The 14,065-nt window shown below is 57.3% G+C and carries 16 protein-coding genes; 8 read left to right on the top strand and 8 right to left on the bottom strand.

From position 1 onward, the window contains the following. Positions 1-4 precede the first annotated feature (4 nt). The 4 genes from EBB79_RS19175 (at position 5) to rarD (ending at position 5,123) form a co-directional block, all read left to right on the top strand. The gene (locus tag EBB79_RS19175; protein ID WP_127750424.1) at positions 5-1,018 is read left to right on the top strand and encodes a GlxA family transcriptional regulator; all 1,014 of its coding nucleotides are present in this window, start codon (positions 5-7) and stop codon (positions 1,016-1,018) included. Positions 1,019-1,103: 85 nt separating this feature from the next. Next, complete coding sequence (locus EBB79_RS19170; protein ID WP_127750423.1) at positions 1,104-3,554, top strand: GcvT family protein; 2,451 nt, start codon at positions 1,104-1,106, stop codon at positions 3,552-3,554. Positions 3,555-3,766: 212 nt separating this feature from the next. Continuing rightward, complete coding sequence (locus tag EBB79_RS19165; RefSeq protein ID WP_127750422.1) at positions 3,767-4,198, top strand: DUF3995 domain-containing protein; 432 nt, start codon at positions 3,767-3,769, stop codon at positions 4,196-4,198. 22 nt (positions 4,199-4,220) lie between these two features. Beyond that, positions 4,221-5,123 carry an EamA family transporter RarD gene (rarD, locus tag EBB79_RS19160; protein WP_127750421.1) on the top strand — a complete coding sequence of 301 codons (903 nt, stop codon included), beginning with the start codon at positions 4,221-4,223 and terminating at the stop codon, positions 5,121-5,123. On the opposite strand, the gene EBB79_RS19155 is transcribed toward rarD, so the two are convergent. Together EBB79_RS19155 and EBB79_RS19150 are read right to left on the bottom strand one after the other, a co-directional pair. After that, positions 5,120-5,776 carry an SGNH/GDSL hydrolase family protein gene (locus EBB79_RS19155; protein ID WP_238704954.1) on the bottom strand — a complete coding sequence of 219 codons (657 nt, stop codon included), beginning with the start codon at positions 5,774-5,776 and terminating at the stop codon, positions 5,120-5,122. The two genes, rarD and EBB79_RS19155, sit on opposite strands and share 4 nt — an antisense overlap. A gap of 38 nt (positions 5,777-5,814) precedes the next feature. Then, positions 5,815-6,225 carry a nuclear transport factor 2 family protein gene (locus tag EBB79_RS19150; RefSeq protein WP_127750419.1) on the bottom strand — a complete coding sequence of 137 codons (411 nt, stop codon included), beginning with the start codon at positions 6,223-6,225 and terminating at the stop codon, positions 5,815-5,817. 106 nt (positions 6,226-6,331) lie between these two features. Between EBB79_RS19150 and EBB79_RS19145 the strand changes: the two genes are divergently transcribed. Continuing rightward, positions 6,332-6,985 carry an RluA family pseudouridine synthase gene (locus EBB79_RS19145; RefSeq protein WP_127750418.1) on the top strand — a complete coding sequence of 218 codons (654 nt, stop codon included), beginning with the start codon at positions 6,332-6,334 and terminating at the stop codon, positions 6,983-6,985. Positions 6,986-7,144: 159 nt separating this feature from the next. On the opposite strand, the gene EBB79_RS19140 is transcribed toward EBB79_RS19145, so the two are convergent. Together EBB79_RS19140 and EBB79_RS19135 are read right to left on the bottom strand one after the other, a co-directional pair. Then, on the bottom strand, positions 7,145-7,990 hold the full coding sequence (locus EBB79_RS19140) for an alpha-1,2-fucosyltransferase (protein ID WP_127750417.1): 846 nt from the start codon (positions 7,988-7,990) through the stop codon (positions 7,145-7,147). A gap of 84 nt (positions 7,991-8,074) precedes the next feature. Further along, the gene (locus EBB79_RS19135) at positions 8,075-8,377 is read right to left on the bottom strand and encodes an AAC(3) family N-acetyltransferase (RefSeq protein WP_274594845.1); all 303 of its coding nucleotides are present in this window, start codon (positions 8,375-8,377) and stop codon (positions 8,075-8,077) included. Positions 8,378-8,589: 212 nt separating this feature from the next. On the opposite strand from EBB79_RS19135, the gene EBB79_RS19130 reads away from it, so the two are divergent. Next, complete coding sequence (locus EBB79_RS19130) at positions 8,590-9,030, top strand: glyoxalase superfamily protein (protein WP_202977670.1); 441 nt, start codon at positions 8,590-8,592, stop codon at positions 9,028-9,030. Between the two features lie 122 nt (positions 9,031-9,152). Beyond that, on the top strand, positions 9,153-9,908 hold the full coding sequence (locus tag EBB79_RS19125) for an SDR family oxidoreductase (RefSeq protein WP_127750414.1): 756 nt from the start codon (positions 9,153-9,155) through the stop codon (positions 9,906-9,908). 70 nt (positions 9,909-9,978) lie between these two features. Here EBB79_RS19125 and EBB79_RS19120 read toward each other — a convergent pair whose 3' ends face one another. Further along, positions 9,979-11,418, bottom strand: a complete 1,440-nt coding sequence (locus EBB79_RS19120) for an aldehyde dehydrogenase family protein (protein ID WP_127750413.1) — start codon at positions 11,416-11,418, stop codon at positions 9,979-9,981. 269 nt (positions 11,419-11,687) lie between these two features. Here EBB79_RS19120 and EBB79_RS19115 point away from each other — a divergent pair, with 269 nt between their 5' ends. Next, positions 11,688-12,338, top strand: coding sequence for a peroxiredoxin (locus EBB79_RS19115; protein ID WP_127750412.1), 651 nt, complete (start codon positions 11,688-11,690; stop codon positions 12,336-12,338). A 75-nt stretch (positions 12,339-12,413) separates the two neighbouring features. On the opposite strand, the gene EBB79_RS19110 is transcribed toward EBB79_RS19115, so the two are convergent. The 3 genes from EBB79_RS19110 to EBB79_RS19100 all read right to left on the bottom strand — a co-directional run bounded on the left by EBB79_RS19110 (position 12,414) and on the right by EBB79_RS19100 (position 14,046). Continuing rightward, positions 12,414-13,085, bottom strand: a complete 672-nt coding sequence (locus EBB79_RS19110; protein ID WP_238704952.1) for a glycosyltransferase family 25 protein — start codon at positions 13,083-13,085, stop codon at positions 12,414-12,416. Positions 13,086-13,243: 158 nt separating this feature from the next. Continuing rightward, positions 13,244-13,762, bottom strand: coding sequence for a helix-turn-helix transcriptional regulator (locus tag EBB79_RS19105; protein WP_127750410.1), 519 nt, complete (start codon positions 13,760-13,762; stop codon positions 13,244-13,246). A gap of 23 nt (positions 13,763-13,785) precedes the next feature. Further along, positions 13,786-14,046, bottom strand: coding sequence for a PepSY domain-containing protein (locus EBB79_RS19100; protein ID WP_127750409.1), 261 nt, complete (start codon positions 14,044-14,046; stop codon positions 13,786-13,788). Positions 14,047-14,065: the final 19 nt, after the last annotated feature.

The raw sequence follows: 14,065 nt of genomic DNA, 5'->3' as shown, positions 1-14,065 counted from the left end.
TACCATGGTCACGTCCACCAATATAAGCACCGCGCAAGCCGCTCGTGTTTGGCAAATCGACATTATCGTTGCCGATGGCTTTGTGCTGCTTGAAGTTGCCGCCATCGTAGATGCATTGCGCATAGCGAACCGGATCGCAGCACAACCTCAGTTTGCCTGGACCTATCGTTCAGCCAAGGGCGGGTTAATCGAAAGCCGCTGCGAGGCCTTTGTCAAATCGACCCCCTTTGTCGACCGGCCTACGGCAGATTATGCCTTTATAATCGGCAATAGCGATCCCGATTGCCCGGCGCTTTCGCCGCCGTCGCTGATCTCGGCTTATACCTATCGTGGGGCGCAGGTGTTCCTCTTGGCCGAGGCCGCAAGCCGATACATCAAGGATCGAGGGGGAGCGGCGCAACACCTGTCTACCCATTGGGAAAACTCGGCCTTGATGCGCGAACGCAGCAGCCTGTTCGAGGCGGACAGCGCGCTTGCCAGCGAAGACGGCCTGGTGGTGACCTGTGCCGGTATGGGGGCCACCGTGGATGTGGTGCTGGCCCTGATGGGGCGGCATATTTCGCCGGCTGCGTTGGTGACGGTGGCCAATGTTCTGTTGCACGACCGCATTCGGGACTTTTCAACCCGTCAACCGTTTGGTGGGGCGGGCAGTAATACCACTGGCGATGCCGAGCTTGATCGCTGCGTTCAGATCATGCAGGACAATATCGAGGAGCCGGTGCCGATTTCCGATCTGTCCCGGCAGGTGGGCCTGTCCGCCCGCTCGTTAGAGCGCAGGTTTCGGGCCAATTTTGACACTACGCCAAACAGTTTTTATCGTGAAATCCGGTTGAGCAAGGCCAACAATCTTTTGTTGAACACCAATCTTAGTGTTGGTGAAGTCGGTCTGGTATGTGGCTTTCCCAGCGGTTTTTCCAGCCTGTATAAGGCACAATTCGGTGTGTCCCCTCTGGTACTGCGCAAGCGTCGTATGGCGGGCGGCAAGGGAGCAAATGTACCCGTCACAAATGATGAATAATCGTCAAAATATGGCGGAAATGATGCATTTTCATTTGCAGTGACATGACAGGTTGATCTGGAATTTTTGAGTCTGGAGCGATGTCATGAACGATCTTCCCAACAAGGCCCGTGTGGTCATTATCGGCGGCGGTGTAATCGGCTGTTCGGTGGCCTATCATCTGGCCAAACTGGGGTGGCAGGATGTGGTGCTGCTGGAACGTAAACAGCTGACGTCGGGCACCACATGGCATGCGGCTGGGTTGATCGGTCAGCTGCGCGCCAGCTCTAACATGACCAAACTGGCACGTTATTCTGCCGAGCTGTATCACGGGCTTGAAGGGGAAACAGGCGTGTCCACAGGGCTGCGCCAATGTGGGTCAATTTCGGTTGCTTTGACCGATGAGCGGCGCGAAGAGTTGTTCCGCAGTGCCGCCATGGCGCGAGCCTTTGGGGTCCCCGCCGAAGAGCTGACACCGGCCGAAGTGAAACAGCGCTATGAACATTTGAACCTGGATGGTGTGACGGGTGGTATCTGGTTGCCCACCGACGGGCAGGCGGATCCGGCCAATATTGCGCTGGCCTTGGCCAAAGGCGCACGTCAGAACGGCGCGCTGATCAAGGAACGCATCAAGGTGACTGGCATGTCCAAACAGGGCCGCCGGGTGACTGGCGTGGACTGGGTCAGTGATGACGGAGAGCAGCAGGGCCATATAGAGGCAGACATGGTGGTGAACTGTGCCGGCATGTGGGGCCGCGAGGTTGGCAAGATGGCGGGGACAAATGTGCCGCTACATGCCTGTGAGCATTTCTATATCGTCACCGAGGCCATTCCCGGTCTGAGCCAGATGCCAGTGCTGCGGGTGCCGGATGAATGCGCCTATTACAAGGAAGACGCTGGAAAGATCCTGCTGGGGGCCTTTGAGCCCAACGCCAAACCTTGGGGCATGGAGGGTATCTCGGAGCGTTTTGAATTTGACCAGCTGCCCGAAGATTTCGATCACTTTGAGCCGATTCTTGAAGCCGCCTGCGAGCGGATGCCGATGCTGGCCGAGGCCGGTATCCATACCTTCTTTAACGGTCCTGAGAGCTTTACCCCGGATGATGCATATCATCTGGGTCAGGCGCCTGAGATGGATAATGTTTGGGTTGCAGCGGGCTTTAACTCGATTGGTATTCAGTCGGCTGGTGGCGCCGGAATGGCCTTGGCGCAGTGGATGGACGCAGGCGAAAAGCCGTTTGATCTGGGCGATGTGGATGTCAGCCGGATGCACCCATTTCAAGGCAATCAGCACTACCTGTACGAGCGGTCCAAGGAAACCTTGGGCTTGCTGTATGCGGACCACTTCCCGTATCGCCAAAAGGCCACCGCGCGTGGGGTTCGCCGCACACCATTCCACCAACAGTTGTTGGATCAGGGCGCGGTGATGGGCGAGACCGCCGGTTGGGAACGTGCCAACTGGTTTGCCGACGAAGGTCAGAAGCGCGAATACGAATACAGCTGGAAACGTCAGAACTGGTTCGAAAATTCGGCTGCGGAACACCGTGCGGTGCGCGAGAACGTGGGCATGTATGACATGTCTTCCTTTGGCAAGATCCGTGTCGAAGGCCCGGATGCAGAACCCTTCCTGAACTATGTGTGTGGTGCCAATCTATCGGTGCCAGTTGGCAAGATTGTTTATACTCAATTCCTGAACGCAGGCGGCGGGATCGAGGCAGATGTCACCGTGACTCGCCTGACTGAGACTGCATATCTGGTGGTGACCCCTTCAGGTACACGTCTGGCAGATCAGACCTGGATGATGCGCAATCAGGGCGAATTTCGGGTGGTTCTGACCGATGTAACCGCTGGCGAGGGTGTGCTGGCAGTGATGGGACCTCGGTCGCGTGAACTGCTGCAAAAAGTCTCTCCCAATGATTTCTCCAACGCGGTGAACCCTTTTGGCACCGCACAAGAGATCGAACTGGGCATGGGCCTGGCACGGGTTCATCGTGTGACCTATGTGGGTGAGCTGGGTTGGGAGATCTATGTTAGCTCTGACATGGCGGGTCATGTCTTTGAGACCCTGTCAGAGGCAGGACAAGACATGGGGTTGAAACTGTGCGGCATGCATATGATGGACAGCTGTCGGATCGAAAAGGGATTTCGCCACTTTGGCCATGACATCACCTGCGAAGATCATGTGATCGATGCCGGTCTTGGCTTTGCGGTAAAAACGGATAAGCCTGACTTCATTGGACGTGATGCGGTGTTAAAGCGGAAAGAGACCGGGCCTAAGACCCGCATGGTGCAGTTCAAACTGACCGACCCCGAACCGCTGCTGTATCACAACGAGCCGCTGATCCGGGATGGTCAGATTGTTGGCTATATCAGCTCGGGCAACTACGGCCACACGCTGGGGGCCGCCATCGGAATGGGCTATGTTCCATGCGAGGGGGAAAGCGCTGCTGACATTTTGGGCTCTACCTATGAAATCGATGTGATGGGCACGCGGGTTAAGGCCGAAGCGTCCTTGAAGCCGATGTATGATCCCAAGTCCGAACGCACAAAAGTCTGACCCGGGCAAAGTGCCGCCGTCTAAGAGCGGCATTCACATGAAAACGAGGGCCCGGCGGACGCGCCGGGTCTGACATGTCCGCCCATAATACGTGGTTGTATCCATGGCAGCAGCCTTGACCAAGGCCGTGTGATTGCTTCCGATTTCTGTTGAACATGTTGCCGATTGGTGAAAGCCATGCGGTTAGATAATTGTTCAGGAAATACACCCAAATGATGCCCTTCAGCGCCATACTCGTCGTGATCGTATTGCTGGTGATTGTACTGCTGCATCTGCTGTGGGCTGCGGGCAGCCATTGGCCGGCGGTGGACGAGAAAACTTTGGCCAAGACAGTCGTTGGCAGCGCAGGTATTCAGAAGATGCCCTCGCGACTGGCCAGTTTGATTGTCGCAGTGGTGTTGGCCGGAGCTGCCCATGTCGTGTTGGCATATGCGGGTCTGATGCCGGGGTTTATGCTGTTTCGGATGTACCGTATTTTGCTGGTGGCCATGATCCTTGTGTTTTCGTTCCGGGGGCTTGCCGCCTATATTCCGCAATGGCGCGCAATGACACCCGAGCAGCCCTTTGCCCGGCTTGACCAAACCCGCTATGGCCCGCTGTGCATTGTGATTGCGGCGCTGCTGCTTGATGTTGCTTTGACCTGATGTTGATAGATCGGATATCCGAATGACCTCCCCCAACCCCAACAACACCGATAGTCCGCGCGGGTTGGTCTTTGCAGTATCGGCTTATGTGATGTGGGGTCTGTTGCCTCTGTACATGAAAGCACTGTCGCATATTCCGGCAGCCGAGGTGGTGGCGCATCGGGTGATCTGGGCGGTGCCAGTGGCCGGTGTGTTGCTGATCATACTGCGTCGCACCGATGATCTGATGGCGGCGCTGCGCAGCCCCAAGACCCTTCTGATGGCCTGTGTTACTGCGGCGTTGATATCGGTCAACTGGGGTATCTATGTTTGGTCGATTGCCAACGGGTACGCCCTTGATGCGGCGCTTGGCTATTATATCAATCCGCTGTTCAGCATCCTGATGGGCGCGCTGCTGCTTGGAGAGCGCCCCAACCGGATGCAAATGTTGGCAATTGCCCTGGCCATTGGTGCGGTCGTGGTGCTGACCGTAGCCGCCGGAGGCCTCCCGCTGGTTGCGATTGGATTGACTCTATCCTGGGGCTTTTACGCCTTTTTCAAGAAATCGCTGCCGGTTGGCCCCAATCAGGGATTTATGCTTGAAGTGCTGATCCTGCTGCCGGTTGCGCTGGGCTATGTGATCTATCTGTCGGCAACCGGAACTGGTAACATGGGCGGCTCGGGTCTGGATACTATGCTGTTGCTGGGCTGTGGCCTTGTCACGGCGGTGCCATTGATTACTTATGCCAATGGGGCCAAACTGTTGCGTCTGTCGACCATTGGCATCCTGCAATACATCGCGCCCACGATGATCTTCCTGATCGCAGTGTTTGCCTTTGGCGAGGAATTCGGCGGCGCCAGGATGATTGCCTTTCCGATGATTTGGGGTGCGTTGGTGATTTATTCTGTGTCGCTGGTGAAACAGATGCGCAGTCGACCGGCCTAGGGAATATGATCCGCCAGAGTGGTGGCCCATAGGGTATAGGCGGCGGGACTGGGGTGAAACCCGTCCGAGGCCGCCAATGACGGATCTTGTGAAAACCGCATCGGAATATGGCTGGCCATGGCAGTGTTCGCGGCCAGTTCTTCCAGAACCCGGTCCAGCCGCGCCGCCTGTTTCCCCACGACCCAGGCCAAAGGCTGAGGCAGTAAAGGCAGATACTGCATCTGCGGCACGCCAGACGATAGGATTTGCTGAATTCCAAAGCGAGTTTGAAGCAGCGCCCAAAGCAACGCCTGCTGCCGCCTGAATTGGGCCTTGGTGGTGGCCTGTGTCACATCGTTGACCCCCAATGCAATCACCGCGATATCAAAGAGTTGCGGCGGTATAGCCATAAGCCGGTCAATGCTGTCTTGTGTGGCGTGCCCGGTGCAGGCTTCTAGCCGCCAGGATACCGAGTAACGCTGAGACAGGTGGTGAACCAATTGACCACTCAGTGCTTCGCTTTGGGTTTGCGCACCAACCCCAGCGGCGGAACTGTCGCCGACAATCAGCAATCTCAGTGATGAACCAGATCCTGCCGAGCCGGTGCGCGCGCCTTCGGGTTCTGGCAGCAGGAGCGCCGTCTGGCGCACCCGACGAGCCTGTACAGCCAACACTGGAATCAGCGGGATGCGCAGTATTTGATCGGCAGCTATCAGCTTAACGCCTCGCGGAATTTCAAGAACCTGGCATCTGTCATCACCCGTGCATTTATCGCCTCGCGCAGGGCGCCGACGCTTTTGTAGGGACGCATGGTCACCTCGAACAGTTGGATCAACCCGTCGTCGTTCAGGGTGATCAAATCCACCCCAACGGCGTCCAGCTCACCGATTTTGCATTGGAACTCTAGCGCCCAGTCATTGCCATCGCCCATCACCCGGCGATAGGAGAAATCGCTGAACACATGACCCACATGGCCAAGCACCGCAGCGACGGGCGCGCGGCCGGTCCAGGTCTTCCAATAGGTCGGCGGCAAGAAACGCACGTTCTCGGCCAATAACCCGGCGATCTTGGTGTCGTCACCTTTGGCAACGACCTCCATCATGTTGCTGATAGTTGGATGCATTGACTGTTCTCCTATTTGATCAGATCCTGCGGCGATGTGTTGATCCGGGCAAGCACGACGTTGCGGGAACTTGCCCCCATCGTCCGCAGGCGCTAGGCAGGCGCTTATGGCAGTTTCAAGCGAATATACCCCGCCGCAGGACCCGTTAGAGTACCTGCATTCCGACGCCCAGATGGTGGTCGTAAGCAAACCCGCCGGATTGCTTTCGGTGCCGGGCCGGGGCGAGCATCTGGCCGATTGTTTGCTGACGCGGGTGCAGGTCGCCTTCCCCGAGGCGCTGCTGGTGCATCGCTTGGATCGCGACACCTCAGGCGTGATTGTGTTTGCCCTGACCCCCCATGCGCAGCGCAATTTGTCGATGCAGTTTGAACAGCGCACCACCCGCAAGGTCTATGTCGCCCGCATCATGGGCCGACTTGAGCCACGCACGGGGACTGTGGATCTGCCGCTGATCGTCGACTGGCCCAACCGTCCACGGCAGATGGTTTGTCATAACACCGGCAAAGCATCGGTTACCGATTGGAATGTGGTCAAATACGGCCCGGATGAAACCCGGGTTCGACTGACGCCCAAGACGGGCCGGACGCATCAGTTGCGGGTGCATATGATGGCACTGGGTCATCCCATATTGGGCGACCCGCTATACGCAACCGGTGATGCGAGAGAGCAGGACCGGATGATGCTTCATTCGCAGGAGTTGCGGGTAAAGCACCCCGAGACCAGCCAATCCATCAAATTCCGCGCCAAACCGGATTTTTGATCCCAGTGAGTTCGGCCCGGTACCGCCGGGCAGCGCCAGACCATCCCCTCAGGAAGGCCTTTGCACCTCCCCAAGGTCAGGCGCTTCCCTTTATCGCTTTATGGGGCTCGTACATATTATGTTTCGCTCGCCAAACGGCCAAGCGACCTGTGGCCTAGGTCAGGGGGTAATTTTCAACCAATCCGCAGGCAGAATATCCGGGTTGTTTAGCTTGGGGTCGCCGAACCATTTTGTGGGCCCCGCAACGCGCTTACCAGCGGATTGGTTCAGCCAGGCGGCCCACCATGAAAACGAGCTGTTGCCGATGATGTTGTGCTTACACAGGCTCATCAATCGCATATCTTCAAAGTCGGTATCGGGCCCGTTGAAATCCACCACCACCTTGTTGCAGGGCAGAGGCAGATTGTCCTTGGCCCATTGTGGATCATCTGAAAAGACATAGACGGTCGGCGTGCCTTGCAACCCGTCCAGAACCCGCGCCAAAGCGGCCTCGTAATAGGCCTGATCACAGAGCACATGCGCGGCAAAGGTCAGATAATCACCCCGCCGGACATGTAGCGAAATTGCGGTGTCAGCGGAAATCCGGTCCGCCATCTCTGCATTTTGGGAATTGGAGAACGCGGGAAAGGTGAAGGCGGCGCGGATCTGGTCCTCGATATGCGCGAAATAGCGTTCCGACTGCCAATAGCCGTGCAGATAACTGCCATCTCCCCAGCCGGTGATTGCGTTGTTGTAGCCCAAACCCTGTTCGCGCCGGAACCGCGGGGCAGCGCCGGTTGCCCGCCACAGCGCATAACGCAACGGGGCCTTTTGTTTCAGCGGTGGCAGGGCTGTGGGCTGCGCCAGATCCAGGTTAAATACCCGTGTTGGGATACCCTCACCGTGCAACTCGGCACCGCGCATGTCCAAGGCCACAGGCACCCCATGGCGGGCCGCCAATCCAGCGGCGGCGGCATATTGAAACATCTGGTTTCCCAGTCGGCCATGCAGGCGGGCAGTGATCACAGTGCGGTCCTTTGATCATTCGGTTCAGATCTTACTAAGCGGTCTGAAGGTCCGAGGCCAGTGTCAGACCGTGAGTAAGGCAGATCAGTGCAAATCGCCGCTTTGGCGATTGGCAGCGCTGATCCAGGTGCTGGCATAGTCGACTAAATCAGCGAACCCACAAAGACGACACTCGGCTAGGCCAAGTTTGGCTTGGATCACCTGTCCGGTGTCCTCAAATGCAGTGCCAACATCCGGGAAAAGCCGACCCATATCGTCAGCGACATCAGCTGTTTGCTGCCACGGGCTGCGCAATGTGCCAGGCCACTGGCGAAAGGTCTCGGCGATGGCGCCCATCTCCTTAGCGGATGAGTGCGCGATATCAAATCCGGTGACCCTGTATTCGATCTCGGAAATCTGTTAATCGCGCTGTGGGATTGACCTGCTGCCCCCGCGTGCCTATCTACGCCTCAGGTTCAGGTTCCCTGCCGCTCGCGGCCATATGGCTATGGTGAAACCTGTTTGATCTACATCTTCCGCCCACAATCACGGCGCGTCAGATGGTAATGCGAGCCCCGTCAAGAATAACGCGCCCGTTGATACTGGACGAGGCAAAGATGATGAATATCCCGAATATGGCTCCGGTTGCAGAGCTGAAAACGCAGGCAAAACGTCTGCGCGAGAAATTGCGATCCACCGGTCATACGATCAGCCATAGCCAGGCGCTGGAGCTATTGGCGCAGCAGCATGGTATGCGCGACTGGAACACGCTGTGCGCGCAGGCCGGCAACAAGCTGCATCTGCAGGTTGGAGGCCGGGTGCAAGGCCGCTATCTGGGTCAGCGGTTTGTGGCCACGATTCGCAGTCTGACGGTGTTGGGCGATGGCGAGCAACGCCGGATCACCCTGCATTTTGATGACCCGGTTGATGTGGTGAAATTTGACAGTTTCTCGTCGTTTCGCCAGCGGGTCAGCGGTACGATTGGCTGGGACGGTTGTTCGGTCAGTAAAACTTCGGATGGCGTGCCGCAGCTTATTGTCGAGCTGATGCCGCCCAATTGAGGTCCGGCGATCCGTTTCTTGCGCCTTGTTTCGGTCATGGACCGAGAGCGCAGGAAACGGGTCGCCGGGGACACGGTTGGTTGGTCATGTGGGTCCATGATTAAAAACATGGAGACCACATTATGGAACTCACTAATAAAACTATCATCGTCACGGGGGCCAGCAGTGGCATTGGTGCTGCAGCGGCCCTGTTGTTTGCTGCGGAGGGCGCCAATGTGGTGCTGGGGGCTCGCCGGGACAAAGAGCTGGCTCAGGTCGCCGACCAAATCAGCCAAAACAACGGCTCCGCAGTGGCGCTGGCCGGGGATGTCACGGATGCTGGCTATGCGCAGGCACTGGTTGACCTGGCAGTTGAAAGCTACGGCGGACTGGACGGGGCTTTTAACAATGCAGGCATGATGGGCGACATGGGCCCCATTGGCGATATGCCAGTTGATACTTGGAACACTGTAATCGAGACCAACCTGACCAGCGGTTTTCATGCTGCCAAAGCGCAGGTTCCGGCGATGGTGAAACGCGGTGGTGGCTCAATCCTGTTCACCTCGTCCTTCGTTGGCTATTCCAACGGTGGAATGCCGGGCATGGGGGCCTATGCGGCCTCGAAGGCGGGGCTGATTGGTCTGGCCCAGTCTTTGGCTGCGGATCACGGCGCTGAAGGTGTGCGGGTAAACACCTTGTTACCCGGGGGAACGCTGACGGCCATGGCTGGGGATGACGCCGAAACCCATGCGTTCATATCCGGGCTGCATGCGCTGAAACGGATGGCGCAACCGGCAGAGATTGCCCAAGTGGCCCTGTTCCTGCTGTCGGACCGTGCTGGGTTTGTCACGGGCAGCCCGGTGCTGGCTGATGGTGGGGTTTCGGTGCGACTGGTCTGACGTATCAAGCCGTTTAAAACGGAAGGCCGCCCAGTGTGGCGGCCTTCTTGTTCAGTAAAGTGAGGGTTGGTTACTCGGCTGCCCAGCCACCGACGGCTTTGACTTCAAGGAAGTCCTCGATGCCCCAGCTCCCGCCTTCACGGCCATTTCCGGATTGCTTCATGCCGCCAAACGGTGCCCCGGCAGAGCGCGACTGACCATTCATTTCAACCATGCCCGAGCGCAATTGACGGGCCATGCGATTGGCGCGTTCCATGTCTTGTGTCTGCACGTAGTTGGTCAGACCATAAGGCGTGTCATTGGCGATCTGGACGGCCTCTTCTTCGGTGTCGAAAGGAATGATTGCCAGAACCGGGCCAAAGATTTCTTCGCGAGCGACAACCATCTGGTTGTTCACATCGGCAAAAATGGTTGGTTTGACATAGAAACCTTTGTCCAGCCCCTCGGGACGTCCGGTGCCGCCGGCAACCAGCTTGGCGCCTTCATCGATACCGGCCTGAATCAGGCTCTGGATCTTACCCCATTGCAGTTCGTTCACCACTGGGCCGATGTGACGACCCTCCTCAGAGGCGGCCCCGACACTGATCTTACCGGCGACTTCGGCTGCGGTGGCGACGGCCTGATCATAGACCCCGCGCTGTACCAGCATCCGGCTGGGCGCATTACAGCTTTGGCCGGTGTTATTCATCATATGCAGCACGCCGCGTTTGACAGCCTTTTCATCGGCATCGTCAAAGATCACGTTGGCACCCTTGCCGCCGAGTTCCAGATGGACTTTTTTCAGGGTCTCAGCCGCAGATTTGGAAATCGCAGTCCCGGCGCGGGTGGAGCCGGTAAAGGAGACCATGTCCACATCCGGATGCGCAGACAGGGTCGAGCCGACGCCAACACCGTCGCCGTTGACCAAGTTGAAGACACCGGGTGGAAATCCTGCCTCATCCATCATTTCAGCAAAGATCATCGCGTTCAGCGGGCTTTGCTCGGAGGGTTTCAGAACCATGGTGCAGCCGGAAATTGCTGCTGCGCCAACCTTGAGTGTGATCTGGTTCATCGGCCAGTTCCACGGCGTGATCAGTGCCGCAACGCCGACGGCCTCATGGATGATCCTGTCATTTGGGGCATGGTCCCCCAGCGGTTTTTCAAACTGAAACGCCTTGGCGGCCCGAATGAAGTTTTTCAGGTGATAGATACCAGCGCCAACCTGTTGGCTGCGTGCCATATCAATCGGGGCACCCATTTCGGCGGATATCGCCTGTGCCAGATCTTCGCCACGGGCCTGATAAGCATCGACCAGTTTTTCAACCATGGCGATACGCTCAGCCGGAGGTGTTGCAATCCATCCCGGCAGCGCGGCCTTGGCGGCGGCAACGGCAGCGTTGGTATCCGCCTCGGACCCCAGCGAGATCACCGCACAGGCAGCCTCGGTTGAGGGGTCTATGACCGCAAAGTCATTGGCTTGTGACGGGGCGACCCATTGGCCGTTGATATAAAAATCGCGTTTCTCGATCATGTCCGGTACTCCCAAAACAAACGGTGCTCCCGACCAAGCGGTCGGGGAATTGGCGCCACTCTGTCACTCCCGGCTCCGGGCGACAAGAGACGTTATGTGGTAATTTGATCAAATTGTGCTGCAGCGGCCAAAGGGCGCGCTGGTTATTTTCAATTGATGTTGATTGAGTTGTTTTCCGCTGGTGTCGTGATCGAGGGGGTGTAACGTTGCGAAACAAGGATTACTTGGTCGTTTATACGACGTGTATTTTGACATGATAGGAGATCGCCATGGGCCTTCGCATCAACGATGTGGTTCCAAATTTCACTGCTGAAACCGACCAGGGAACAGTTTCGTTTCACGATTGGATTGGTGACAGCTGGGCCATTCTGTTTTCCCACCCCAAGGATTTCACCCCGGTCTGCACCACTGAGTTTTCGGCTGTTGCCCAGCTGGCAGACGAATGGGCTGCCCGCAACACCAAGGTGATTGGCGTGTCGGTCGACGGAGTTGAGGACCACAAGAAGTGGAAAGCCGACATCGAAAGCTATGGTAATGTCGCGGCTGGGTTTCCGATTATTGCTGATGCGGGCCTAGAGGTCTCCAAGGCCTTTGATATGCTGCCCTCCGAGGCCTATATGCCTGATGGTCGTACAGCAGCGCACAGCGCCACTGTACGGTCGGTGTTTATCATTGGACCGGACAAACAGCTGAAGCTGTCGATGACCTATCCAATGACCGTGGGGCGCAATTTTGCCGAGATTCTGCGGGCACTGGACGGGTTGCAGATGTCGTCCAAAGGTGTTGCGACACCCGCCAACTGGGTGCCGGGTGAAGATGTGATCATTCCGCCGACAGTGTCCAATGACGATGCCAAGGCAAAATTTGGTGAGTTTGAGACGATCTTCCCATACCTGCGCAAAACCAAGGCGCCTCAGTAAAACAAAAAGGGGGGGCTGTCTGCCCCCTCTGCACCAAAGCCGCTGGCTTTGGTGCATTCACCCCCGAGGATATTTTTAGCCAGATGAAGAGCGGGGTTTGGAGAGGTGTTTCACCTTGCTCCGATAGCGCGTCCGTTTCCATTCGCGTTGTATCTTTTCGAACAAGGGCTTTGAAGCGCCAATTGTGCTGCCACCGGTTTCGGCTGTGCGGTCTGTTATGCAGGCGGGCGATACCACGCCAAGGTGCAATCCTGTGTGCCAGTGCATTTGCAAAAAGGTATCAACCGGTCGGTCAAATGGAGCCGAGGCGTCGAGCAGCAGTTTTGCCGATGTGCGGCAGATCAGTTGGCCGGATGTGCGAAGCGGCGTGATCTGCGGCTGGATCAGGGAGTAGCTGCCTTGCCTGTCGATCGCAGTCCCAACATAGTCGCGGGTTTGCAGTTGGATGTAGCCGATGTCGCCCAGATGCCGTTGGGCCAGATCGAGGGCGGCGTTGAAGTCCGCGGTCAGTTCAACATCATCCTCCAGCACCAGTGCAGCGTCGGCATCACTTTCTAAAAGAGCGGCCCAAGCTGCGCGGTGGCTTAGGAAGCACCCAGTCTCACCCGGGCGCAGCTGAAAGGGATAGTGCGGTGCGTGAAGCGACGGTTGATAGGCCGATGACAGCTCTGCCTGGGTGAGTGCCATGCCATCAACGGCGTCGATAACCTCGCTGTTTGGACCCAACGCCGTCAGAATCTTCTGCACCTGAGAACGCCGCTGAGTTGCCCGGGCCAAGTGTATGATGAAGGGTTTGATTTTCATGAGAAAAGTAAACTCGTTTCCAATATGGAGGTACTGTATTCGAGATCTACAGCAGGCTTTGCCAAAAACCTAGCCCCGGGTCTTGCGAGGCGAAGGACGGCCTAAGGCCCGGCAGGAGGGGAATGATGAGGCAATAACGGGTCGGCCAAAAGTTCCTCGATGAAATAGCTGAGCAATTGCAGCCGTCCGGTGACACCTGCCTTGCGATAGACAGCGGCGCATTGGGCCTTGACGGTGCCTTTTTTGGTTTGACGCAGGGCAGCGATTTCCGCGACAGGCAGGCCTTTGATGGCGAGCAGGGCGACGTCGCGCTCGGCGCTGCTGAGCTGCCAGTTTGTGAATTGCTGGTCAATCAGTTCGGCAAAAGCGCCCGAGGCAACATCAAGCTGGCGGCGCATCTGATGCTGACGTTGCGACAGGGCCCGGATTTGCAGCCCGGTGGCGAACAAACCGCCGAGCAGGGCCAGCGACAGCAGCAGTTCGAACAAGTGATAGTGGCGTGGACTAAGGGCCGCAGGGCTGCCCAGCCAGTCGGACATCGCATCAAACACAAAGAAGGTGGCGCAGAGGGCCTGCACCACCAGAAGGAGCCAAAGCCAGAATAAAGTCGATTTCCGCATGGGGCTCCTTTGGCGTTGGGTGATCAGTCGGTTTCGATCTCGGTGACCATGCCGGTGGTCATATCGATGACCAGTTCACTTTCCACGCCATCCAGCAAGACTTCAACCTCGAACTCGCCGTCTTCGACCTCGATGTCCTGCACAGTATAGCCTTGTGCCTCGACCATGGTTCGAATTTCAGCTTCGTCGGTGCTCAGGCTGTCGCCAACCGTGATGTTGGCCATGGCCAGAGCAGGAGCGCCTATCAGCAGAGTGACCAAGGTGAGGGTTTTCAGATTTTCCATTTTTCATCTCCGTTTTTGC

Source organism: Parasedimentitalea marina (assembly GCF_004006175.1).
GTDB classification, from domain to species: Bacteria; Pseudomonadota; Alphaproteobacteria; order Rhodobacterales; family Rhodobacteraceae; genus Parasedimentitalea; species Parasedimentitalea marina.
Note: the sequence above shows the minus strand (reverse complement) of the source record. Positions and strands in the feature narration are given on the sequence as shown.